Annotated in this window: 21 protein-coding genes; 16 read left to right on the top strand and 5 right to left on the bottom strand. The window is 69.3% G+C overall.

Annotation, left to right across the window (positions count from 1 at the left end):
• From ACNFOC_RS07425 to mutM, 8 genes are all read left to right on the top strand, one after another.
• Nucleotides 1–1157 (top strand): ATP-dependent DNA helicase RecG (locus tag ACNFOC_RS07425; RefSeq protein ID WP_416957888.1); only part of this gene is annotated, 1157 nt, incomplete at its 5' end.
• A gap of 79 nt (nucleotides 1158–1236) precedes the next feature.
• Nucleotides 1237–1824: a 16S rRNA (guanine(966)-N(2))-methyltransferase RsmD gene (rsmD, locus tag ACNFOC_RS07420; RefSeq protein ID WP_416957886.1), complete on the top strand. Its 588-nt coding sequence runs from the start codon at nucleotides 1237–1239 to the stop codon at nucleotides 1822–1824.
• Nucleotides 1821–2330 (top strand): pantetheine-phosphate adenylyltransferase, encoded by a 510-nt coding sequence (coaD, locus tag ACNFOC_RS07415; protein ID WP_416957884.1) that lies wholly within the window; start codon nucleotides 1821–1823, stop codon nucleotides 2328–2330. The genes rsmD and coaD overlap by 4 nt, the downstream gene beginning before the upstream one ends.
• 99 nt (nucleotides 2331–2429) lie before the next feature.
• Complete coding sequence (locus ACNFOC_RS07410) at nucleotides 2430–3521, top strand: F0F1 ATP synthase subunit B (RefSeq protein WP_416957882.1); 1092 nt, start codon at nucleotides 2430–2432, stop codon at nucleotides 3519–3521.
• Between the two features lie 155 nt (nucleotides 3522–3676).
• Complete coding sequence (locus ACNFOC_RS07405) at nucleotides 3677–4330, top strand: YceD family protein (RefSeq protein WP_405990566.1); 654 nt, start codon at nucleotides 3677–3679, stop codon at nucleotides 4328–4330.
• Nucleotides 4331–4332: 2 nt separating this feature from the next.
• Nucleotides 4333–4506, top strand: a complete 174-nt coding sequence (rpmF, locus tag ACNFOC_RS07400) for a 50S ribosomal protein L32 (RefSeq protein ID WP_015657589.1) — start codon at nucleotides 4333–4335, stop codon at nucleotides 4504–4506.
• A 19-nt stretch (nucleotides 4507–4525) separates the two neighbouring features.
• A complete protein-coding gene (rnc, locus tag ACNFOC_RS07395; RefSeq protein ID WP_416957879.1) occupies nucleotides 4526–5371 on the top strand; it encodes a ribonuclease III in 846 nt (281 codons plus the stop codon).
• A gap of 79 nt (nucleotides 5372–5450) precedes the next feature.
• Nucleotides 5451–6305 carry a bifunctional DNA-formamidopyrimidine glycosylase/DNA-(apurinic or apyrimidinic site) lyase gene (mutM, locus tag ACNFOC_RS07390; RefSeq protein ID WP_416957877.1) on the top strand — a complete coding sequence of 285 codons (855 nt, stop codon included), beginning with the start codon at nucleotides 5451–5453 and terminating at the stop codon, nucleotides 6303–6305.
• Here the strand turns inward: mutM and ACNFOC_RS07385 are convergent.
• Nucleotides 6302–6703, bottom strand: coding sequence for a winged helix-turn-helix transcriptional regulator (locus ACNFOC_RS07385; protein ID WP_416957875.1), 402 nt, complete (start codon nucleotides 6701–6703; stop codon nucleotides 6302–6304). The two genes, mutM and ACNFOC_RS07385, sit on opposite strands and share 4 nt — an antisense overlap.
• 87 nt (nucleotides 6704–6790) lie before the next feature.
• Nucleotides 6791–8056 carry a CAP domain-containing protein gene (locus ACNFOC_RS07380; protein ID WP_416957873.1) on the bottom strand — a complete coding sequence of 422 codons (1266 nt, stop codon included), beginning with the start codon at nucleotides 8054–8056 and terminating at the stop codon, nucleotides 6791–6793.
• Between the two features lie 155 nt (nucleotides 8057–8211).
• Here ACNFOC_RS07380 and ACNFOC_RS07375 point away from each other — a divergent pair, with 155 nt between their 5' ends.
• The 4 genes from ACNFOC_RS07375 to ACNFOC_RS07360 all read left to right on the top strand — a co-directional run bounded on the left by ACNFOC_RS07375 (nucleotide 8212) and on the right by ACNFOC_RS07360 (nucleotide 14581).
• Nucleotides 8212–8493: an acylphosphatase gene (locus ACNFOC_RS07375; RefSeq protein WP_365306918.1), complete on the top strand. Its 282-nt coding sequence runs from the start codon at nucleotides 8212–8214 to the stop codon at nucleotides 8491–8493.
• 393 nt (nucleotides 8494–8886) lie between these two features.
• Nucleotides 8887–9087 carry a hypothetical protein gene (locus ACNFOC_RS07370; protein ID WP_033282668.1) on the top strand — a complete coding sequence of 67 codons (201 nt, stop codon included), beginning with the start codon at nucleotides 8887–8889 and terminating at the stop codon, nucleotides 9085–9087.
• Nucleotides 9088–9305: 218 nt separating this feature from the next.
• The gene (gene smc / locus ACNFOC_RS07365; protein ID WP_416957871.1) at nucleotides 9306–12911 is read left to right on the top strand and encodes a chromosome segregation protein SMC; all 3606 of its coding nucleotides are present in this window, start codon (nucleotides 9306–9308) and stop codon (nucleotides 12909–12911) included.
• A gap of 248 nt (nucleotides 12912–13159) precedes the next feature.
• Entirely contained in the window at nucleotides 13160–14581 is a 1422-nt protein-coding gene (locus ACNFOC_RS07360; RefSeq protein WP_416957869.1) for a sugar porter family MFS transporter, read from the top strand.
• 85 nt (nucleotides 14582–14666) lie between these two features.
• On the opposite strand, the gene ACNFOC_RS07355 is transcribed toward ACNFOC_RS07360, so the two are convergent.
• Nucleotides 14667–15026: a hypothetical protein gene (locus ACNFOC_RS07355; RefSeq protein WP_416957866.1), complete on the bottom strand. Its 360-nt coding sequence runs from the start codon at nucleotides 15024–15026 to the stop codon at nucleotides 14667–14669.
• Nucleotides 15027–15096: 70 nt separating this feature from the next.
• A complete protein-coding gene (locus tag ACNFOC_RS07350) occupies nucleotides 15097–16068 on the bottom strand; it encodes an LLM class flavin-dependent oxidoreductase (protein ID WP_033282664.1) in 972 nt (323 codons plus the stop codon).
• Nucleotides 16069–16242: 174 nt separating this feature from the next.
• On the opposite strand from ACNFOC_RS07350, the gene ftsY reads away from it, so the two are divergent.
• Nucleotides 16243–17433, top strand: coding sequence for a signal recognition particle-docking protein FtsY (gene ftsY, locus ACNFOC_RS07345; protein ID WP_416957863.1), 1191 nt, complete (start codon nucleotides 16243–16245; stop codon nucleotides 17431–17433).
• Between the two features lie 155 nt (nucleotides 17434–17588).
• Here ftsY and ACNFOC_RS07340 read toward each other — a convergent pair whose 3' ends face one another.
• A complete protein-coding gene (locus ACNFOC_RS07340) occupies nucleotides 17589–18254 on the bottom strand; it encodes a bifunctional DNA primase/polymerase (protein ID WP_416957861.1) in 666 nt (221 codons plus the stop codon).
• 446 nt (nucleotides 18255–18700) lie between these two features.
• On the opposite strand from ACNFOC_RS07340, the gene nsdA reads away from it, so the two are divergent.
• From nsdA to ACNFOC_RS07325, 3 genes are all read left to right on the top strand, one after another.
• Complete coding sequence (nsdA, locus tag ACNFOC_RS07335) at nucleotides 18701–20185, top strand: transcriptional repressor NsdA (protein WP_416957859.1); 1485 nt, start codon at nucleotides 18701–18703, stop codon at nucleotides 20183–20185.
• Between the two features lie 532 nt (nucleotides 20186–20717).
• Nucleotides 20718–22049 carry an ammonium transporter gene (locus ACNFOC_RS07330; RefSeq protein ID WP_416957857.1) on the top strand — a complete coding sequence of 444 codons (1332 nt, stop codon included), beginning with the start codon at nucleotides 20718–20720 and terminating at the stop codon, nucleotides 22047–22049.
• Nucleotides 22046–22384, top strand: a complete 339-nt coding sequence (locus ACNFOC_RS07325) for a P-II family nitrogen regulator (protein ID WP_003997576.1) — start codon at nucleotides 22046–22048, stop codon at nucleotides 22382–22384. Before ACNFOC_RS07330 ends, ACNFOC_RS07325 begins: the two co-directional genes overlap by 4 nt.
• The last annotated feature ends 15 nt before the right edge of the window (nucleotides 22385–22399 follow it).

The raw sequence follows: 22399 nt of genomic DNA, 5'->3' as shown, positions 1-22399 counted from the left end.
GGATGCTGGGCGGGGCCGAGCGGGCGACCAAGGTCACGCTGCTCACCGGCTCCATGGGGACGGCCGCCCGCCGACAGGCTCTCCTGGACCTCGTCACCGGTGAGGCCGGGATCGTGATCGGCACGCACGCGTTGATCGAGGACAAGGTCCAGTTCCACGACCTGGGCCTGGTCGTGGTCGACGAACAGCACCGCTTCGGCGTCGAACAGCGCGACGCCCTGCGCGGCAAGGGCAAGCAGCCCCCGCACCTCCTCGTCATGACCGCGACCCCCATCCCACGCACGGTCGCCATGACGGTCTTCGGCGACCTGGAGACCTCGGTCCTCGACCAGCTCCCGGCAGGCCGCTCACCCATCGCCAGCCACGTGGTCCCCGCCGCCGACAAGCCCCACTTCCTGGCCCGCGCCTGGGAGCGCGTCCGTGAGGAGGTCTCCAACGGCCATCAGGCGTACGTCGTCTGCCCCCGCATCGGCGACGAGGACGACGACCCCAAGAAAGCCGGAAAGAGCAAGAAGAAGTCCCCGGAGGACGAGGCGGAGAAGCGCCCACCGCTCGCCGTCCTCGACATCGCCGCCCAACTCGCCCAAGGCCCCCTCCAGGGGCTGAAGATCGAGGTGCTGCACGGCCGTATGCACCCCGACGACAAGGATGCGGTGATGCGCCGCTTCGCCGCCGGGGACACGGACGTCCTGGTCGCCACGACGGTCATCGAGGTCGGCGTCAACGTGCCCAACGCCACGGCCATGGTGATCATGGATGCCGACCGCTTCGGCGTCTCCCAGCTCCACCAGCTGCGCGGCCGAGTGGGCCGAGGCTCCGCGGCCGGCCTCTGTCTCCTGGTCAGCGAGATGCCCGAGGCCAGCCCCGCCCGCCAACGCCTCAACGCCGTCGCCTCCACCCTCGACGGTTTCGAACTCTCCCGCATCGACCTCGAACAGCGCAGAGAGGGCGATGTGCTGGGGCAGGCCCAGTCAGGTGCCCGCACTTCCCTGCGGGTCCTGTCGGTCATCGAGGACGAGGAGGTCATCGCGGAGGCGCGGGAGGAGGCGACGAGTGTGGTGGCAGCCGATCCGGAACTCACGGGGCTTCCCGGCTTGAGGACTGCCCTGGACGCCCTCTTGGATGAGGAAAGGGAGCAGTACTTGGAGAAGGGCTGAGGCTTCCCAACCCAGGGGCGCGGGGAACTGCGCGACCAGCCACAATGAACCTGCACCGACCCACGAACAAGGACCCCAGATGACCCGCGTGATCGCCGGCGAGGCCGGCGGACGTCGACTAGCCGTCCCGCCCGGCACCGGAACCCGCCCCACCTCCGACCGCGCACGCGAGGGCCTCTTCTCCACCTGGCAGTCCCTCCTGGGCGCCCCCCTGAACGGCGAAAGGGTCCTGGACCTGTACGCCGGCTCCGGAGCCATCGGCCTCGAAGCCCTCTCCCGCGGCGCGAGCCACACCCTCCTCGTCGAGGCCGACCCGAAGGCCGCCCGCGTCATCAGGGAGAACGTCAAGAACATCGGCCTCCCCGGCGCCGAGGTCAGGGCGGGCAAAGCCGAACAGATCGCCCAGACGCCCGCGCCGGCGGACCCGTACGACATCGTCTTCCTGGACCCGCCGTACGTTGTCCCAGATCACGATCTTCGGGAGATTCTCCTCACACTCCGGTCGGGGGGCTGGCTCGCGCCGGACGCGCTCGTCACCGTGGAGCGCAGCACCAGAGGCGGCGAATTCGGGTGGCCGGACGGGTTCGACGCGATCCGGGCCCGTCGCTACGGCGAGGGGACCTTTTGGTACGGTCGCGCCGCCTCTACGTGCGAAGACGCACGATGACCGGACCGGAGAGCGAGGGAACTCAGTTGCGCCGCGCCGTTTGTCCGGGGTCGTTCGACCCCATCACCAATGGACACCTCGACATCATCGCCCGTGCCTCCCGGCTGTACGACGTCGTGCACGTCGTCGTGATGATCAACCAGTCGAAGAAGGGCATGTTCACCGTCGACGAGCGGATCGAGCTGATCCGCGAGGTCACCGCGGAGTTCGGCAACATCCAGGTCGAGGCCTACCACGGCCTGCTCGTCGACTTCTGCAAGCAGCGCGACATCCCGGCCATCGTCAAGGGCCTGCGCGCGGTCAGCGACTTCGACTACGAACTCCAGATGGCCCAGATGAACAACGGGCTGTCGGGCGTCGAAACCCTGTTCATCCCGACCAGCCCCACCTACAGCTTCCTGTCGTCCTCGCTGGTCAAGGAGGTCGCGCAGTGGGGCGGCGACATCTCCCACCTGGTGCCGGGCGTGGTCCTGGAGGCGCTCACGGAGCGGCTCGGCAAGGGCTGAGGGACTGACAGTGCGTCACCCGGTGTCGGGCGGGGCGGGAGTGGTCGTACAGTCGACCCGTCCGTCTCCAACACGTCGGTAGAGAGTGGCGAGCACACGGTGGACGTGCAGAACAAGCTCGACGAGATCGTCGCCTCGGTCTCCAGCGCCCGGTCCATGCCCATGTCGGCCTCGTGCGTGGTCAACCGCGCCGAGCTGCTCACGCTCCTCGAAGAGGTGCGTGCGGCCCTGCCCGACTCGCTGGCGGAGGCGCAGGAGCTGATCGGCGGCCGGCACGAGATGGTCGAGCAGGCCCGCCAGGAGGCCGAGCGGATCATCCAGACCGCGCACGCCGAGCGCGGTTCGCTGATCTCCGACACCGAGGTCGCCCGCCGCTCGCAGAACGAGGCGGACCGCATCCTCGCCGAGGCCCGCCAGGAGGCCGAGGAGGTCCGCGCGGAGGCCGACGACTACGTCGACTCCAAGCTCGCCAACTTCGAGGTCGTCCTCACCAAGACCCTCGGCTCGGTCGGCCGCGGCCGCGAGAAGCTGCTCGGCACCGGCCCCGGCATCGACGACCAGGGCTACGAGGACGAGGACGCCCCCGAGCGCAGCCACGACCCGGAGACCCTGCGCCGTGACGCCGACGCGTACGTGGACGTCAAGCTCGGCGCCTTCGAGGCGGTCCTCGCCAAGACCCTGGAGGCCGTAGGGAAGGGCCGGCAGAAGCTGCACGGACGGATCGCCAGCGACGACCTCGGCGCCCTTTCCCTCGACGACGACGGCAACCAGGTTCAGCACACCAGCGACGCCGACTACCTCGCCGACCTCGCGACCGTCACGGACACCCCGGTCTCGGCCACCCCGCTCCAGCCCGAGCAGCAGGACTACGCCCCGCAGGCGGCCTACGACTACCAGCAGACCGCCCAGCAGCAGGATCCGTACGGCTACCAGCAGCAGGGTTACGCCCAGCCCCAGCAGCAGGACCCGTACGGGTACCAGCAGGCGGACCCCTACGCCTACCAGGGCTACGACACCGGCCAGCAGCCCGTGTACGACCCGAATCAGATGCAGCAGGCCCAGCTCGACCAGCAGCAGAACCAGCAGGCCCAGGCTCAGCAGGGTTACGCCCTCGACGAGACCAGCCTCTTCGACACCGGCATGATCAGCGCGGAGCAGCTGCGGGCGTACGAGCAGGGCCGCGGCCTGTAGGGATCCGGGCCGGTGGCCGAGAGCGCACACCGGATTGGGCCGAGAGCGAAAGGTCCAGTATCCTGGCTCTTCGGTCGCGTGTACGTCCGCGATCAACGCTGCCCGGAAGCACCGAAGGGCAGCGTCCTCTTGAGCTAGCAGACCGAAAGACAGGGATGGCTCTGAACGCCCGCCTCGACCACCGCAACCCCCTCGTGTTCGACACTCACGAGCTGGGTCGGCGTCCTGGTGCGCAGCAGCGCCTGAACCGTTCGATCGACGCTCCCAAGGATCTCGGGATCCAGGGAGTCATCGGAGTGCCGGAAGGCGCCCCGGTGGAGCTCGACCTCCGCCTTGAGTCGGTCATGGAAGGTGTGCTTGTCACAGGCACCGCCCGTGCAACGGCCAAGGGGGAGTGCGTAAGGTGTCTGGAGCCGCTCGAGCTGTCGCTCGAAGCGGACTTCCAGGAGATGTTCTCGTACCCTGACGCCGACGACCGTGGCCGCCCCAAAGCGGAACCGGTCGACGACGCCGAGGAAGACGAGGACATGCTCTTCATCGAGGACGGCTTGTTCGACCTCGAGCCCGTGCTGCGCGATGCGGTGGTGCTCGCACTGCCGATGCAGCCGGTGTGCCAGGACGACTGTCTGGGCCTGTGCTCCGAGTGCGGAGTACGGCTCACGGACGACCCGGACCACCACCACGATGCCGTCGACATCCGTTGGGCGGCACTGCAGGGACTCGCCGGTTCACTCGAAGACGGCGAGAAGGACGAGATCAGTGGCGAAGCGCCCCGACCGGCGCGCGCCAACGAGAAGCAGGAGAAGTAGCCGTGGCTGTTCCGAAGCGGAAGATGTCGCGCAGCAACACGCGCCACCGCCGGTCGCAGTGGAAGGCTGCGGTCACCCCTCTGGTTGCGTGCGAGCGCTGCCACGAGCCCAAGCAGCAGCACATCGCGTGCCCTTCTTGCGGCACGTACAACAAGCGCCAGGTCCTCGAGGTCTGAGCGGCTGGTGAGAGGCACCATGTCTGACGTCAAGGCGGAATCGACCGCCAAGAAACACGCGGACACGGCCTCGTCCCACACGCTGTTGGAAGGGCGGCTCGGGTATCACCTCGAGTCCGCCCTTCTGGTGCGTGCGCTGACCCACCGTTCGTACGCGTACGAGAACGGCGGTCTGCCGACGAACGAGCGGCTGGAGTTCCTCGGGGACTCCGTGCTCGGCCTCGTCGTCACGGACACGCTGTACACGACCCACCCCGACCTGCCCGAAGGCCAACTGGCCAAGCTGCGGGCTGCGGTGGTCAACTCTCGTGCGCTGGCGGAGGTCGGTCGCGGTCTGGAACTCGGCTCCTTCATCCGGCTCGGCCGCGGTGAAGAGGGCACGGGAGGCCGGGACAAGGCGTCCATCCTCGCCGACACCCTGGAAGCGGTGATCGGCGCGGTCTATCTCGACCAGGGCCTCGACGCGGCCTCCGAACTGGTACATCGCCTGTTCGACCCGCTCATCGAGAAGTCCTCGAACCTCGGTGCCGGCCTGGACTGGAAGACCAGTCTTCAGGAGCTCACCGCGACCGAGGGGCTCGGTGTCCCCGAGTACCTGGTCACGGAGACCGGCCCCGATCACGAGAAGACCTTCACTGCTGCCGCCCGCGTCGGAGGCGTCTCGTACGGCACCGGCACCGGCCGCAGCAAGAAGGAGGCGGAGCAGCAGGCCGCCGAGTCCGCCTGGCGGTCCATCCGGGCCGACGCGGACGAGCGCGCCGAGAAGGCGAAGGAGGCGGCCGAACAACAGGCCACCGAAACCGCCACCGAGGCCGCTGAGCAGCCTGCCGAGGAGAGCGCCGACACGTCGTCGGCGTCCGCCTGACCGAACAGCGCGACCCGAGCGCCCGTCCCCGCCGAGGGGCGGGCGCTCGGCTCATTCACCCGTGTCCACAGGGGATGCCATGCCCGAGTTGCCCGAGGTCGAAGTCGTCCGGCGAGGCCTGGAGCGCTGGGTCGCCCAGCGCACCGTCGCCGACGCCGAGGTGCTCCATCCGCGTGCGGTACGGCGTCATGTCGCCGGCGCCGACGACTTCGCGCACCGGCTCAAGGGGCATCGGATCGGTACGCCGAGCCGGCGCGGCAAGTACCTGTGGCTGCCGCTTGAGGACACCCACCAGTCGGTGCTTGCCCACCTCGGGATGAGTGGTCAACTCCTGGTCCAGCCGCACGAGTTGCCCGACGAGAAGCATCTGCGCATCCGGGTCCGGTTCGCCGACGGCCTCGGTACCGAACTCCGCTTCGTCGACCAACGCACCTTCGGTGGGCTGTCGTTGCACGACAACACCCCGGACGGGCTGCCGGACGTCATCGCGCACATCGCGCGTGACCCCCTGGACCCGTTGTTCGACGACGAGTTGTTCCACCAGTCCCTGCGCCGCAAGCGGACGACCATCAAACGGGCCCTGCTCGACCAGTCGTTGATCAGCGGAGTCGGCAACATCTATGCGGACGAGGCCCTTTGGCGGGCCCGCGTCCACTACGAACGTCCGACCGCGACCTTCACACGCCCGCGCACCGCCGAACTCCTGGGCCACGCACGGGATGTGATGAACGCGGCCCTCTCCGTGGGCGGCACCAGCTTCGACAGCCTGTACGTCAACGTGAACGGGGAGTCGGGCTACTTCGACCGCTCGCTCGACGCGTACGGCCGCGAGGGTCTGCCGTGCCGGCGCTGCGGTACGCCGATGAGCCGGCGGGCGTGGATGAACCGGTCGAGCTACTTCTGCCCGAAGTGCCAGCGGGCGCCGAGGAGTTAGCGGGCGTCGCGTGTTTCGTCGTAGCGCGTGCGGGCGGCGAGGACGTCGTCCATGCGGGACTCCACGAAGTCGACGAGCCCCTTCAGGCGTTCGGCGACTCCGCGTCCCAGCGGGGTCAACTCGTAGTCCACGCGGGGCGGGTTGGTCGGCTGGGCCTCGCGGTGGACCAGGCCGTCGCGCTCCAGGGCGTGCAGGGTCTGCGAGAGCATCTTCTCGCTGACGCCGTCGACACGGCGCCGCAGTTCGTTGAAGCGCAGTGAGCCGTCGTGCAGCGCGCACAGGGTGAGGCCGCCCCAGCGGCCCGTGATGTGCTCCAGGGTGCCTCGGGAGGGGCAGGCCTTCGCGAAGACGCTGTACGGGAAGTTCGGCTCCTCCGTACGCTCCTGGGTCGTGTCCATTTCCTCAGCGTACGCGAACGCAGCGCTAACCAAAAGGGAGCACTAACCAGTGGTTAGTGCTCCCTATGGGCGTCCTACGGCTTCGGACTAGTACCCGAAGTCCTGCGTCCACCAGGGGCCGCCGGTGCCGAAGTGCACACCGACACCCAAGGTCTTGAAGTCGCAGTTCAGGATGTTGGCCTTGTGGCCGGGGCTGTTCATCCAGGCGTCCATGACCGCGGCCGCGTCGGCCTGGCCGCGGGCGATGTTCTCGCCGCCGAGGTTGGTGATGCCGAGCGTCTCCGCCCGGTCCCACGGAGTGGCCCCGCTGGGGTCGGTGTGGTCGAAGAAGTCCTCGTCGGCCATCTGCGTGCTGAACTTCTCGGCCAGCTCGGTCAGGGAGCTGTTGGCAGCCACCGGGCTGCACCCGACGATCGCGCGCTGTTCGTTGACGAGCTTGAGGACCGCGGCCTCGGCGGCGGCCTCCGCGGAGACCGTCACCGGTGCGTCGGCGGACTGCGCAGGCGCCGGAGTCTTGGGCTTCGCCGAGGGAGTCGTGGTCGGCTTCTCGGTCGGGGTGGCCGCCGGCTTCTTCGACGGGGCCTTGGTGGCGGGCGCGGTGGCGGACTTGGTCGGAGCCGCCGACGGGGAGGCCGCGCGGTTCGCGTCGCGGCTCGTGGCCGAGCCGTCGTCGCGGGACTCCGCGCTGCCGGACGTACCGCCCTGCTCGGTAGCGGAGTTGGACGGCGAACCGGCCGCCTGCACCTTGTCCGAGCCGCCGCCACCGCCGAGCTTGTAGTTCTCCAGCCCCGGCATCGCGCCCGCGGCGACCGCCACGGTGCCGATGGCGACCGCGGCGGAGACACCGAGCAGGCCCGTCTTGACCGGCGTCACGCCCTTGCGCTTACGACGGCGACCGCGGCCCGGGCGTGAGCCGTCGCCCCGGGAGGCGGTGGCGCCCGCCGCCTCGGGGAAGACCACGGCGTAGTCCTCCTCGGTGGCGAAGAGATAGGCCTCGCTCTTCAGGCGGGAGTCGGCCTTCAGACGGCGCTCGGCCTTCAGCCGGGCTTCGCTCTTCGGCGGGACCTCGTGGTGCGCGCGGCCCTCGTGGACCCGGTGGTCCGTGGGGGCCTGGTGGTTCGGGTGGGGCTGGTGGAACTCGGCGGGGCCCTCCGGGTGGAGATAGGGCGCCATGCCGATCGTCGAGCCGTCGGCCGGGTTCCAGTCGAAGCGGTCGTTCCGGTCGGAGCGGTCGTTCCAGTCGTACGAGTCATGCGGGTCGTAGCCGCTCGTGTATGAGCCGTGCGTCTCTGTGACCCCCGTGGCGCGGCTCGTGGCGGCGCGGCCGGCGGCGGAGCGTCGGTGGCGTCCCATGTCCTTGCCTTTCGTCCTTGCGGTCAACTCGTCCGTGCGGTGACCCAGCTCACTCGATCGAGTGAGTTTCATATGAGATTCATTGGGGCGGACGGTACCGCATGGCGCGAGGGGAGCAAGTGCCCAGAGAGGTTTTGGCCGGTTAGGTTGCAGCCATGAGCGAGGATGTGCGGATGGTCGCCTGGGTGCGAGGGCGTGTGCAAGGTGTGGGTTTTCGGTGGTTTACCCGTGCCAAGGCTCTGGAGATCGGGGGCCTGAGTGGTTTTGCTCTCAATTTGGGCGACGGGCGCGTGCAAGTGGTCGCGGAGGGATCGCGCGAGGGCTGCGAAGGACTCCTCGACTGGCTCCAGGGGCACGACACGCCCGGGCGCGTTGACGGCGTGACCGAGATCTGGGACACACCCCGCGGCGGCTACGACGGCTTCGCGATCCGCTGAGCACAAACTGCGAAACGGTGTAAAGCGGCCCTGGCGGAAGCGGAGGGACATGCCACCGGCAGCTGCCCACAGCAGAAATTGCCTGGTGGTTGCCAAGAACGGCTCGCTCTGGCAGGCTCCGCACCTAAGGATGATCGCCATACCCAGCGAGACCCCGCAGGAGCCGCAGCGCCGCCCGGTCAGGGCCGCGCGCCCCCGGGTCGTCCGCCAATACGGGGCGTGATCGTGTTGACCGTCAAACTTTTTGGTGAGACTCTGAAAGCCCCGCGCACCTTAGCTGTTTGGCATGGAAGAACAGCAGAGCAACACTCGATTGTGTCAAGCATCGCGGGTGCGATTCCCTCACGACCCACACCGCTTCGGTCGGTCACTCAGTGTGGAGGACCATCCATCATGGCAAAGGCGCTTCTCGGTTACGTCGGCGGCTCCGACCCGCGACTCCTCGCCGAGATGCGACGGCTCCAGCAACGCGTCCAGGACCTGGAATCCGAGCTCGTTCGGATCCAGGACGAGAACGACGCGCTGACGGCTGCCGCAACTCACGATTCGCTTCTCGAGCTCGACGCACGCCAGGCGGAGCCCGCGCTCACCTGATCACTGCGACGCATCACATGACAAGCAGTGGTTGGGCGGCCTGCATCAACCGCTAAATTGTCAGAGTTTGCAAGGGACGCTTCGGCGTCCCTTCTTTCTTTCCCCCGCCTGCCTCCACCCTCTTTAACGTTTGGTGTGCCCTGCACGTTCAAGGGCGAAACCGCGGGGAACCGGACGTTCATGGAGACAGCGAGCAGCGGAAGGTAGAGTCCAGCGGCGTGCACCTCAAGGCCCTGACCCTGCGGGGGTTCAAGTCGTTCGCCTCGGCGACCACGCTCCGGTTCGAGCCGGGGATCACGTGCGTCGTCGGTCCGAACGGCTCGGGCAAGTCCAATGTCGTGGACGCGCTCAGCTGGGTCATGGGCGAACAGGGCGCCAAGTCGCTGCGCGGCGGCAAGATGGAGGACGTCATCTTCGCCGGCACCACCGGCCGCCCCCCGCTGGGCCGCGCCGAGGTGTCCCTGACCATCGACAACTCCGACGGGGCGCTGCCCATCGAGTACGCCGAGGTCACCATCACGCGGATCATGTTCCGCAACGGCGGCAGCGAGTACCAGATCAACGGCGACACGTGTCGCCTCCTCGACATCCAGGAACTCCTCTCCGACTCCGGCATCGGCCGCGAGATGCACGTCATCGTCGGCCAGGGCCAGCTCGACTCCGTGCTCCACGCCGACCCGATGGGCCGTCGCGCCTTCATCGAGGAGGCGGCCGGAGTCCTCAAGCACCGCAAGCGCAAGGAGAAGGCGCTCCGCAAACTGGACGCGATGCAGGCCAACCTCGCGCGCGTGCAGGACCTGACGGACGAACTCCGCCGCCAGCTCAAGCCCCTGGGCCGCCAGGCCGCGGTCGCCCGCCGCGCCGCCGTCATCCAGGCGGATCTTCGGGACGCGCGCCTGAGGCTGCTGGCCGACGATCTCGTACGACTGCGCCAGGCGCTGAACACCGAGATCGCCGACGAGGCCGCGCTGAAGGGGCGCAAGGAGGCCGCCGAACTGGAGCTGCGCAAGGCGCTCCAGCGCGAGGGCCTCCTGGAGGACGAGGTACGGCAGCTCACGCCGCGCCTCCAGCGCGCCCAGCAGACCTGGTACGAGCTGTCCCAGCTGGCCGAGCGGGTGCGCGGCACGATCTCGCTGGCCGACGCCCGGGTGAAGAGCGCGACCTCCGCACCTCCCGAGGAACGGCGCGGTCGTGACCCCGAGGACATGGAGCGCGAGGCCGCCCGGATCCGCGAGCAGGAGGCCGAGCTCGAAGCGGCTCTGGAGGCGGCCGAGCACGCCCTGGAGGACACGGTCGCCCACCGCTCCGACCTGGAGCGGGAGTTGACGGCCGAGGAACGGCGGCTGAAGGACGTGGCCCGTTCCATCGCCGACCGCCGCGAGGGCCTCGCCCGGCTCAACGGCCAGGTCAACGCGGCCCGTTCACGCGCCGCGTCCGCCCAGGCCGAGATCGACCGCCTGGCCTCCGCCCGCGACGAGGCCCAGCAGCGTGCGGTCACCGCGCAGGAGGAGTACGAGACACTCCAGGCCGAGGTCGACGGCCTGGACGCCGGCGACGCGGAGCTCTCCGGCCGGCACGAGACGGGCAAGCGCCAACTGGCCGAGGCGGAGGCCGCGTTGACGGCAGCCCGCGAGGCGACCACGGCAGCGGAACGCCAGCGCGCCGCCACCCAGGCCCGCCGCGACGCGCTCGCCCTGGGCCTGCGCCGCAAGGACGGCACGGGGATACTGCTGGGCGCACGGGACAGGCTCACCGGTGTTCTGGGTCCAGCGGCGGAGCTGTTGACGGTGACCCCGGGCCACGAGGTAGCCCTTGCGGCGGCCTTCGGCGCGGCGGCGGACGCAATCGCCGTGACAACTCCGGCATCGGCGGCGGACGCGATCCGCCTGCTGCGCAAGCAAGACGGGGGTAGGGCAGCACTGCTGCTGGCAGACGCCCCCGACCATTCGACTCCGCCCACTGAGGCGCCCCAAAGGGGCGCGGGGAACGGCGCGCCCAGCCACGATGCACCCGCAGACGCCCAACGACGTTTCGCGGCAGATCTCGTCCGCGCCCCCAGCGACCTCATGCCCGCCATCCGCCGCCTCCTCCACAACATCGTCGTCGTGGACACCCTCGAAGCCGCCGAGCAACTCGTATACACGCAGCCCGAGTTGACAGCGGTAACAGCAGAAGGCGACCTGCTCGGCGCCCACTTCGCCCACGGCGGCTCCGCAGGCGCGCCCAGCCTCCTCGAAGTCCAGGCCTCAGTGGACGAAGCCGCCGCCGAGCTGGAAGAACTGGCCGTCCGCTGCGAGGAGTTGGCCGGCGCACAGCAGACGGCAGGTGAGCGACGAAAGGAATGCGCCGCCCTGGTCGAGGAGTTGGGGGAGCGGCGCCGAGCCGCGGAGCGCGAGAAGTCGGCCGTGGCCCAGCAGTTGGGACGCCTGGCCGGCCAGGCGCGCGGGGCTGCCGGAGAAGCCGAGAGATCGACCGCAGCGGCGGCACGGGCGCAGGACGCACTCGACAAGGCCGTAGAAGAAGCCGAAGTGTTGGCCGAACGGCTGGCCGTCGCCGAGGAGATGCCGGTCGAGGAGGAACCCGACACCTCCGTGCGGGATCGGTTGGCCGCTGACGGGGCCAATGCCCGGCAGACCGAGATGGAGGCGCGGCTTCAGGTTCGTACGCATGAGGAGCGGGTCAAGGGGCTTGCCGGGCGCGCCGACTCCCTCGACCGTGCAGCCCGAGCGGAGCGCGACGCACGGGCGCGGGCCGAGCAGCGGCTCGCGCGGCTGCGGCACGAGGCCGGTGTGGCGGAGGCCGTCGCCTTCGGGGCGCGGCAGTTGCTCGCGCACGTCGAGGTGTCCCTGCACCGCGCCGACGAGGAGCGCACCGCCGCCGATGCCGCCAAGGCGCGCCGCGAGCAGGAGTTGGCCGCCGCCCGCAACCAGGGGCGCGACCTCAAGGGCGAGCTCGACAAGCTGACCGACTCGGTGCACCGCGGTGAGGTGCTCGGTGCCGAGAAGCGGATGCGGATCGAGCAGCTGGAGGCCAAGGCGCTGGAGGAGCTGGGGGTGGAGCCGGCGGGGCTGGTCGAGGAGTACGGCCCGCACCAGCTCGTGCCGCCCTCGCTCGCGGCGGAGGGCGAGGTGCTGCCGGAGGACCCGGAGGATCCGCGCAACCAGCCCCGTACGTTCCACCGTGCCGAGCAGGAGAAGCGGCTCAAGTCGGCCGAACGGGCGTACCAGCAGCTCGGGAAGGTGAACCCGCTCGCGCTGGAGGAGTTCGCGGCGCTGGAGGAGCGGCACAAGTTCCTCAGTGAGCAGCTGGAGGACCTGAAGAAGACCCGCGCCGACCTGCTTCAAGTGGTGAAGGAGGTCGACGAGCGTGTCGAGCAGGTCTTCACCGAGGCCTACCGGGACACGGCCCTCCAGTTCGAGGGTGTCTTCAGCCGGCTGTTCCCGGGTGGCGAGGGGCGGCTGATCCTGACCGATCCCGACAACATGCTCACCACGGGCGTCGACGTCGAGGCCCGTCCGCCGGGCAAGAAGGTCAAGCGGCTCTCCCTGCTCTCCGGCGGGGAGCGCTCACTGACCGCCGTAGCGCTGCTCGTGTCGATCTTCAAGGCGCGGCCCAGCCCGTTCTATGTGATGGACGAGGTCGAGGCGGCGCTCGACGACACCAACCTCCAGCGGCTGATCCGGATCATGCAGGAGCTTCAGGAGGCCTCGCAGCTGATCGTGATCACCCACCAGAAGCGCACGATGGAGGTCGCCGACGCGTTGTACGGCGTCTCCATGCAGGGCGACGGTGTGTCGAAGGTCATCTCGCAGCGACTGCGGTAGTCGGGCGACGGTACGTGGTGGCTACACCGGTCTCTACCTGCACTTCTCGAAGCATTCAATTCTTGAACACAACTCCGCCTTGCTGTGCCCTCAAATTCACACATGACCGGGTGTTGACTTCGAAACATGAAGGCATAGTCTCTGCAACGTTGTTCTTACCTTCAAGTGGTGGGCGGCTGGAAGCTGTGAGCCACTGGAAGGGTCGCCCCCCACACCGGCGGCGTTGCCGGTGGCCCGAGGAGTTACACGTGACCAGCACTGCGCAGGCACCTCAGTCAGGAGCCGGGTCGGCTCATCCCGAACATCTCGGGCACGTCATCTTCATCGCGGCGGCGGCCGCGATGGGCGGCTTCCTCTTCGGCTACGACAGCTCCGTGATCAACGGTGCCGTCGAGGCGATCCGCAGCCGCTACGACATCGGCTCCGCGGCCCTCGCCCAGGTCATCGCGATCGCCCTGATCGGCTGCGCGATCGGTGCCGCGACCGCCGGCCGGATAGCCGACCGCATCGGCCGTATCCGCTGTATGCAGATCTCCGCGGTGATGTTCACCGTCAGCGCCGTCGGTTCGGCGCTGCCGTTCGCGCTGTGGGACCTCGCCTTCTGGCGGATCGTCGGCGGCTTCGCCATCGGCATGGCCTCCGTCATCGGCCCGGCCTACATCGCCGAGGTCTCCCCGCCCGCCTACCGCGGCCGGCTCGGCTCCTTCCAGCAGGCCGCGATCGTCATCGGCATCGCGATCTCGCAGCTGGTCAACTGGGGTCTGCTGAACGCCGCCGACGGCGACCAGCGCGGCAAGCTCATGGGCCTGGAGGCCTGGCAGGTCATGCTCGGCGTCATGGTGATCCCGGCCGTCCTCTACGGCCTGCTCTCCTTCGCGATCCCCGAGTCCCCGCGCTTCCTGATCTCCGCGGGCAAGCTGGACCGCGCCCACGCGGTGCTGCGTGAGGTCGAGGGCGACGAGGTCGACCTGGACGCCCGGGTCGCCGAGATCGAGCACGCGATGAAGAGCGAGCACAAGTCGACCTTCAAGGACCTGCTCGGCGGTGGCGGCTTCTACTTCAAGCCGATCGTCTGGGTCGGCATCGGCCTCTCGGCCTTCCAGCAGCTCGTCGGCATCAACGTCGCGTTCTACTACTCCTCGACGCTGTGGCAGTCCGTCGGCGTCGACCCCACGGAGTCGTTCTTCTACTCCTTCACGACGTCGATCGTGAACATCATCGGCACCGTGATCGCCATGATCTTCGTGGACCGCATCGGCCGTAAGCCACTGGCCCTCATCGGCTCGGTCGGCATGGTCGTCGGTCTCGCGCTGGAGGCCTGGGCCTTCTCCTTCGACCTCGTCGACGGCAAGCTGCCCTCCGCGCAGGGCTGGACCGCGCTGATCGCGGCCCACGTGTTCGTCCTCTTCTTCGCCCTCTCGTGGGGTGTCGTGGTCTGGGTCTTCCTCGGAGAGATGTTCCCGAACAGGATCCGCGCCGCCGCCCTGGGTGTCGCCGCCTCCGCGCAGTGGATCGCCAACTGGGCCATCACCGCGAGCTTCCCGTCGCTGGCCGACTGGAACCTCTCCGCGACCTACGTGATCTACACGGTCTTCGCCGCGCTCTCCATCCCGTTCGTCCTGAAGTTCGTGAAGGAGACGAAGGGCAAGAAGCTGGAGGACATGGGCTGACCTGGCCCTCCCGTAAGCTCGGGGAGGCGGGCTCCATCCCCCGCCGCCCGCCTCCCCGAAACCCTTCCGCCGTATACCGGTGGACTCACCAGATGAGGACGCCGCCGCCGATCTCCCGGGCCCGGAGAGCGGCGGCCTCGATGTTGTCCAGGCGGCTCTCCACGAGGTCGGTACGCTCCCCGACCGCCGCGGCGACAGCTTCCAGATGCTCCCGTAGCAGCGCGAGCTCTCGCAGGAAGTCCGGTACGTCCGAGGCCTCGACGTACAGGTCGCTGGAGGCCAGCACGGGAAGGTACGTGCAGCCCAGCGAGCGCACGGGCGCCGAACCCCAGACGGTCTCGCGCCAGTTCTCGAAGCCGGCCGAGTCGTTGCACCCCTCCGGAACGTCGAGCACGTTCCACTGGCCGTCCGCGTCACGCAGGAACACATCCACAGCCAAGGTCATGACCGCAGTGGACCACCGGTCGACCTGCCGGTCCACCGGTTGCGGGTAAAGGTCACTCTCCGAACACGGGTCACTCCCCGAGCCGCGGCAGCACCCGCTCCGCGAACAGCCGCAGGCTGCGCCATCCCTCGTCCACCGGCATCCCGCCCGACAGCGGATGCAGTACGAGGTTGTCGAGGCCCAGCGCCACACACTCGTCCGGTGTGAGGATGCGGTAGACGCCCTCCGCGCGCAGCTCCGCCACGGTCGTCGCCCCCGACTTCACCGCCGAGCGGATGTCCCCGGACTGCCAGGACGCGTACGTCCGCGCCTCGTGCAGGAAGTGCGCCCCGTACTCGGCCCAGGCCCGGTCCGGGTCCTCGGCGATGTGCAGCAGCGGGGTCTCGGCGCCCGGCATCATCGTCCAGCCCTCGGTGCCGTACTCGACGAGCCGGTCCTTGTAGTACGCCTCCAGGTCGGGCAGGTGCGCGCTGGGGAAGAACGGCAGGCCCAGCCGCGCGGCCCGGCGGGCGGCGGCCTTGGAGGAGCCGCCGACCAGGAGCAGGGGGTGCGGGTCGGAGAAGGGGCGCGGAGTGACCCGTACCGTACGGCCGCGGTACTCGAACTCCTCGCCGGACCACGCCTTCAGCACCGTCTCCAGCAGCTCGTCCTGGAGTCTGCCCCGGCGCTTCCAGTCCACGTCGAACTGGGCGTACTCCTCGGGCCGGTAGCCGATCCCGGCCACGGTCACCAGGCGGCCGCCGCTGAGCAGATCGAGTACGGCGATGTCCTCGGCCAGCCGCAGGGGGTCGTGCAGCGGGCCGATGACCGCCGAGACGGTCACCGCGATGTGCCGGGTCGCGCCGAACACGGCGCCCGCGAAGGCGAAGGGCGACGGCAGCCAGTTGTTGGCCACGCCGTGGTGCTCCTCCGTCTGCACGGTGGTGATCCCGTGCTCGTCGGCGTACGCGGCCATCTCCAGGGCGGCCCGGTAGCGGGCGCTCAGCGAGGCGGGGGTCGCGCCGGGTTCGACGAGGTTGAAACGTACGACCGAGACGGGCATGGGAGGTCCCCCTTCGTGTGTGGTGGGGGACGGTAGCTGACGGTGCATCAGATGGCCATGGCCGTGACTACGGCCGTCCGGGCGTCCCGGGGCATATGGGGTCCGGCGGCGCCGACGCCCCGGCCGTGCCCGCGCTGGGCCCCGGCGAGACCCATGGCTGATACTGGGTGGGTTATGGAAACCGTCATCCTTGCTGTAGTCATCGCCGTGGTCGTGCTCGGTGCGCTCGGCGGGCTCGTCGTCGGCAGCCGGCGCAAGAAGCCCCTGCCCCCGCCGCCCACCTCCGTGCCCGACATCACCGCCCCGCCGGCCGAGCCGCACGTCGGCGACGAGGCCGAGACGCCGCGCGACGAAGCGCGCCGGACGATAGAGGAGGTGGATCTTCCGGACGGCTCGGTCCCGGTCGCCGTCGAGGAACCGCCCGCCGCACTCGATGTTCCCGAGCCGACCGCCGGACGGCTCGTCCGGCTCCGCTCCCGGCTCTCCCGCTCACAGAACGCGCTCGGCAAGGGGCTGCTCACGCTCCTGTCCCGCGAGCACCTCGACGAGGACACCTGGGAGGAGATCGAGGACATCCTCCTCACCGCCGACGTCGGCGTGGCCCCCACCCAGGAACTGGTCGACGGCCTGCGCGCCCGCGTGAAGGTGCTCGGCACCCGCACCCCGCAGGAGCTGCGCACCCTGCTGCGCGAGGAGCTGCTCAAGCTGGTCGGCACCGACGTCGACCGCACCGTGAAGACCGAGCCCGAGGACCGCAAGCCCGGCATCGTGATGGTCGTCGGGGTCAACGGCACCGGCAAGACCACCACCACCGGCAAGCTCGCCCGCGTCCTCGTGGCCGACGGGCGGACCGTCGTGCTCGGCGCCGCCGACACGTTCCGGGCCGCCGCCGCCGACCAGTTGCAGACCTGGGGTGAGCGGGTCGGTGCCCACACCGTGCGCGGGCCCGAGGCCGGCGACCCCGCCTCCGTCGCGTTCGACGCGGTGAAGGAGGGCAAGGAGATGGGGGTCGACGTCGTCCTCATCGACACGGCCGGGCGGTTGCACACGAAGACCGGGCTCATGGACGAGCTGGGCAAGGTCAAGCGGGTCGTCGAGAAGCACGCGCCGCTCGACGAGATCCTGCTCGTCCTCGACGCGACCACCGGGCAGAACGGGCTGGTGCAGGCGCGGGTCTTCGCCGAGGTCGTCGACATCACCGGCATCGTGCTGACCAAGCTGGACGGTACGGCCAAGGGCGGCATCGTGATCGCCGTTCAGCGTGAACTGGGTGTACCGGTGAAGCTGATTGGCCTTGGAGAGGGTGCGGACGATCTGGCGCCGTTCGATGCGGAGGCGTTTGTTGACGCCCTTATCGGGGACTGACGTTCCTTGGGTTGCGCGGTTCCTTTTCCCGCGGGCCGGTGGGGGCTGGTCGCGCAGTTCCCCGCGCCCCTTTAAAGCCCGCTGTAGTCAGCCTGGTTCAGAGAAGTGCCCGGCCCCAACTCGCCGTTGGGGACGGGCACTTCGTCGTTTACGACCTATGCGCGCGACCTGTGTGCAACGTACGCCAGCGTGCCCAGCAGCAGGCGTGCCGCCGGGGGCTTTGTCGCCGAGTCGAGGGCGGGGGAGCGGAGCCAGTGGACCGGGCCCAGGCCTGCTCGGTCGGAGGGTGGGGCGGTGATGTGGGTGCCGGGGCCGAGGCCGCGTAGGTCGAGGGACGTGGGGTCGTCCCAGCCCATGCGGTAGAGGAGGGAGGGGAGTTCGGCGGCGGCGCCGGGGGCGACGAAGAAGTGGGCGCGGTGGTCGGGGGTCGCCGCGACCGGGCCGAGGGGGAGGCCCATCCGCTCCAGGCGGGCCAGCGCGCGGCGTCCGGCGGGCTCGGCCACCTCGATCACGTCGAACGCGCGGCCCACCGGCAGCATGATCGCGGCGCCCGGCAACTCGGCCCAGGCGTCGGTGACTTCGTCGAGTGTCGCGCCGGCCCGCACTTCCGGAGCGAAGGCCAGTGGATGCGCGCCCGGCGTGGGGCACTTGGTGTCGCCGCAGGAGCACGCGCCTCCCGCGGCCCGCGCGCCCGCGACCACGTCCCAGCCCCACAGGCCGGTGAACTCGGCCACCGCTGTGCACTCCGACGCGCGGCCGCGGCGGCGCGTGCCGGACCGGATGTCGCGGATACCCCGGCTGCTGCCGATCGTGAAGCCCATGCCCCCTCCAACGGGTCCAACGCACCGGTGGTTACGAGACGGATGCGTGTCGTCACTCTGCGTTCACGCCTGCCCTGCGTCGCGTGGTCCAGGCGGCGCCCAGGAGTGCCCCGGGTGGTGTGCTCGACGGCACGCGCCCCTGCGTGCACCGCTGCGCCCACCTCGGGCCGTCCTATGTCAAGTGAATCGTGCGCGGGCAACCGTAGGTTCATTCGAAGGGGTGGCGAATGGTGGCGTTTCCGGGATCGCCGTGGCTGGACGGGTGATCGTAGGATTACTTTGAGTGCACAAGTCCTCGGGGCACATGCGCTTGTGGGTATGCCGGAGGCAACTCGTCATCTCGTTCGAAGGGTGACAAGTGCGGGACGGGAAGCTGTATTTACCGGCATTCTGATAGGGCTTGGCGCACAGCGGCGACAAGTGGTTCCAGGGATGGGGGCGTTCCAGTGGGCGGCAACGGCGGAAGCGGGACAACCGCGGCCAGTACGGACAAGCGCCCCAATGAGCTGCTCGGCTCGTGGTTCGTGCGCAGCGGCTGGTCCAAGGGTGAGCTGGCGCGTCAAGTGAACCGCAGGGCACGGCAGTTGGGGGCCAACCACATCTCGACGGACACCTCGCGGGTGCGCCGCTGGCTGGACGGGGAGAACCCGCGCGAGCCGATCCCGAGGATCCTCTCGGAGCTGTTCTCCGAGCGCTTCGGCTGTGTCGTCTCGGTCGAGGACCTGGGCCTGCGCGCGGCCCGCCAGGCACCCTCCGTGTCCGGCGTCGACCTGCCGTGGACGGCCCCGCAGACGGTGGCCCTGCTCAGCGAGTTCTCGCGCAGCGACCTCATGCTGGCGCGGCGCGGCTTCCTCGGGGCCTCGCTGGCCCTGTCGGCGGGACCGTCCCTCATCGAGCCCATGCAGCGCTGGCTCGTCCCCGGCCCCTCGGCCCACCAGCCGGAGCCCGAGCCCGCGAGCGCCTCCCGGCACCAAGGGCGGCTCTCCCGGCCCGAGTTGGAGCTGCTGGAGTCCACCACGGCGATGTTCCGCAAGTGGGACGCCCAGTGCGGCGGCGGCCTGCGCCGCAAGGCGGTCGTAGGACAGCTGCACGAGGTGACCGACCTGCTCCAGGAGCCCCAACCCGAGGCCACCAACCGCAAGTTGTTCAAGGTCGCCGCCGAACTCGCCGAGCTGGCCGGGTGGATGTCGTACGACGTGGGGCTCCAGCCCACCGCGCAGAAGTACTTCGTCCTCGCCCTGCACGCCGCCAAGGAGGCGGGCGACAAGCCGCTCGGGTCGTACGTCCTGTCCAGCATGAGCCGGCAGATGATCCACCTCGGCCGGCCCGACGACGCGCTGGAGCTGATCCACCTCGCGCAGTACGGCAGCCGGGACTGCGCGAGTCCGCGGACCCAGTCGATGCTGTATGCGATGGAGGCCCGCGCCTACGCCAACATGGGGCAGCCCGGCAAGTGCAAGCGGGCCGTCCGGATGGCCGAGGACACCTTCGGGGACGTACACGACTGGGACGACCCGGACCCGGACTGGATCCGTTTCTTCTCCGAGGCCGAGCTGTACGGCGAGAACTCGCACTCCTATCGCGACCTCGCCTACGTCGCCGGCCGCAGCCCCGCCTACGCCTCGCTCGCCGAGCCCGTCATGCAGCGGGCGGTGGACCTCTTCGCCAAGGACGACGTGCACCAGCGGTCGTACGCACTCAATCTCATCGGCATGGCCACCGTGCACCTGTTGCAGCGGGAACCCGAGCAGAGCGCGGTGCTGGCGACCGAGGCGATGACCGTCGCCAAGAAGGTGCGCTCCGAGCGCGTCAACACTCGTATCCGAAAGACCGTCGACACGGCGGTCCGCGACTTCGGTGAACTCGCCGTGGTCGTCGACCTCACCGACCGGCTCGCGATCGAGCTGCCGGAGACCGCCGAAGCGGTCTGACCACCCCGATCCCCGGCCGCGGCCGGTCCTCCCGAACCGCCCGACTCGGCTCCCCCATGCCAGGTCATCGGAGGACCGACCGCGGCCGGTCCTGTCTCCGGCCGCCGAGCGGTCCGAGCGCGTCAAACACTCGTATTCGAAAGACCGTCCGCGCGGCGGTGCGTGGTGTCGGTGGTGCGGCCGGAATCGTCCGCCTCGCCGGGAGACTCCCGACCGGGCCGCGGGAGGGCGCCGGAGGGGTCTGGACCCCATGCCCCGGCGCCCGCGCGCCAGGTCACCGGAAGGCCGACCGCGGCCGGTTTCGCGCCCTCGGAAAAGGTTGCGCCACGATAACGATCGCGCGGCCGGAGATCCGGCGGTTCATCGACGCGTAACACACACGGCGCCTTCGTCACCCCGGCGAAACATCGAGGGGCGTCGACGGAAACCGCGCTGCGCCAATCTCATGGCGCATAACCGGACCCCCCCGCCTTGACCGGACCGCATCCAGGCTTCGCCCGCACGGGGCCGTACAACCGACGAGGAGACGCCGATGGCATCAGCCGCCATCACGCTTGCCGCTGAGGCACCCAAACTGTCCTCCGCGAACACAGGCTTCATGCTGATCTGTTCTGCCCTGGTGCTGCTCATGACACCGGGACTGGCCTTCTTCTACGGAGGCATGGTCCGCGTCAAGAGCACCCTGAACATGCTGATGATGAGTTTCATCAGCATCGGGGTCGTCACCATCCTGTGGGTTCTCTACGGCTTCTCGCTCGCCTTCGGTTCGAGTAACGGCTTCATCGGCTACAACTCCGACTGGCTGGGCCTGAGCAACGTCGGCCTGACCGAGCTCTGGGACGGTTACACCATCCCGATCTTCGTGTTCATGGTCTTCCAGATGATGTTCGCCGTCATCACGCCCGCCCTGATAAGCGGTGCCATCGCCGACCGCGTCAAGTTCTCCGCCTGGGCGCTCTTCGTCGCCCTGTGGCTCACGGTCGTCTACGTCCCGGTCGCCCACTGGGTGTGGGGCGCCGACGGCTGGGCCTACAAGCTCGGTGTGATCGACTTCGCCGGTGGTACCGCGGTCCACATCAACGCCGGTGCCGGCGCCCTCGGCGTCATCCTGGTCATCGGCAAGCGCGTCGGCTTCAAGCGTGACCCCATGCGTCCGCACAGCCTTCCGCTGGTCATGCTCGGTGCCGGTCTCCTGTGGTTCGGCTGGTTCGGCTTCAACGCCGGTTCGTGGCTCGGCAACGACGACGGCGTCGGCGCGCTGATGTTCGTCAACACCCAGGTCGCCACCGCCGCCGCCATGCTCGCCTGGCTCGCCTACGAGAAGATCCGCCACGGCGCGTTCACCACGCTGGGCGCGGCCTCGGGTGCCGTCGCCGGTCTGGTCGCCATCACCCCGTCCGGTGGTGCGGTCTCCCCGATGGGCGCGATCGCCGTCGGCGCCATCGCCGGTGTCGGCTGCGCCGCCGCCGTCGGCCTGAAGTACAAGTTCGGCTTCGACGACTCCCTCGACGTCGTCGGCGTCCACATGGTCGGCGGTATCCTCGGCTCCCTGCTGATCGGCCTCTTCGCCAGCGGCAAGGGCCAGTCCGACGTGGAGGGTCTCTTCTACGGCGGAGGCATGCACCAGTTCTGGATCCAGTGCGCCGGTGTCTTCGCGGTCCTCTTCTACTCCCTGATCGTCTCCGCGATCCTCGCCTTCCTCCTCGACAAGACCATCGGCATGCGGGTCACCGAGGACGAAGAGGTCTCCGGCATCGACCAGGCCGAGCACGCCGAGACCGCATACGACTTCAGCGGCGCCGGTGGCGGCCTCAGCGGCGGCTCGCTCAGCTCTGCCACGGAGACGAAGAAGGTGGACGCATGAAGCTCATCACCGCCGTCGTGAAGCCCCACCGGCTCGACGAGATCAAGGAGGCCCTCCAGGCCTTCGGGGTCCACGGTCTGACGGTCACCGAGGCGAGCGGCTACGGTCGTCAGCGGGGACACACCGAGGTCTACCGGGGCGCCGAGTACACGGTCGACCTGGTCCCCAAGATCCGCATCGAGGTGCTGGCCGAGGACGACGACGCCGAGCAGCTGATCGACGTCATCGTCAAGGCCGCCCGCACCGGCAAGATCGGTGACGGCAAGGTCTGGTCCCTCCCGGTCGAGACAGCCGTCCGGGTCAGGACCGGCGAGCGCGGACCGGACGCGCTCTAAAAAGAAACGAACAGG

Source organism: Streptomyces colwelliae (assembly GCF_048158785.1).
In the GTDB taxonomy this organism is placed as follows: domain Bacteria; phylum Actinomycetota; class Actinomycetes; order Streptomycetales; family Streptomycetaceae; genus Streptomyces.
Note: the sequence above shows the minus strand (reverse complement) of the source record. Positions and strands in the feature narration are given on the sequence as shown.

Excerpts from the sequence above, each read along its gene's own strand:
- ftsY (WP_416957863.1), top strand. The coding sequence starts at position 16,243 with ATGGAAACCGTCATCCTTGCTGTAGTCATCGCCGTGGTCGTGCTCGGT.
- ACNFOC_RS07405 (WP_405990566.1), top strand. The coding sequence starts at position 3,677 with ATGGCTCTGAACGCCCGCCTCGACCACCGCAACCCCCTCGTGTTCGAC.
- mutM (WP_416957877.1), top strand. The coding sequence starts at position 5,451 with ATGCCCGAGTTGCCCGAGGTCGAAGTCGTCCGGCGAGGCCTGGAGCGC.
- ACNFOC_RS07325 (WP_003997576.1), top strand. The coding sequence starts at position 22,046 with ATGAAGCTCATCACCGCCGTCGTGAAGCCCCACCGGCTCGACGAGATC.
- ACNFOC_RS07380 (WP_416957873.1), bottom strand. The coding sequence starts at position 8,056 with ATGGGACGCCACCGACGCTCCGCCGCCGGCCGCGCCGCCACGAGCCGC.
- ACNFOC_RS07375 (WP_365306918.1), top strand. The coding sequence starts at position 8,212 with ATGAGCGAGGATGTGCGGATGGTCGCCTGGGTGCGAGGGCGTGTGCAA.
- rnc (WP_416957879.1), top strand. The coding sequence starts at position 4,526 with ATGTCTGACGTCAAGGCGGAATCGACCGCCAAGAAACACGCGGACACG.
- ACNFOC_RS07385 (WP_416957875.1), bottom strand. The coding sequence starts at position 6,703 with ATGGACACGACCCAGGAGCGTACGGAGGAGCCGAACTTCCCGTACAGC.
- rsmD (WP_416957886.1), top strand. The coding sequence starts at position 1,237 with ATGACCCGCGTGATCGCCGGCGAGGCCGGCGGACGTCGACTAGCCGTC.
- ACNFOC_RS07370 (WP_033282668.1), top strand. The coding sequence starts at position 8,887 with ATGGCAAAGGCGCTTCTCGGTTACGTCGGCGGCTCCGACCCGCGACTC.
- ACNFOC_RS07355 (WP_416957866.1), bottom strand. The coding sequence starts at position 15,026 with ATGACCTTGGCTGTGGATGTGTTCCTGCGTGACGCGGACGGCCAGTGG.
- ACNFOC_RS07350 (WP_033282664.1), bottom strand. The coding sequence starts at position 16,068 with ATGCCCGTCTCGGTCGTACGTTTCAACCTCGTCGAACCCGGCGCGACC.
- ACNFOC_RS07340 (WP_416957861.1), bottom strand. The coding sequence starts at position 18,254 with ATGGGCTTCACGATCGGCAGCAGCCGGGGTATCCGCGACATCCGGTCC.
- coaD (WP_416957884.1), top strand. The coding sequence starts at position 1,821 with ATGACCGGACCGGAGAGCGAGGGAACTCAGTTGCGCCGCGCCGTTTGT.
- ACNFOC_RS07330 (WP_416957857.1), top strand. The coding sequence starts at position 20,718 with ATGGCATCAGCCGCCATCACGCTTGCCGCTGAGGCACCCAAACTGTCC.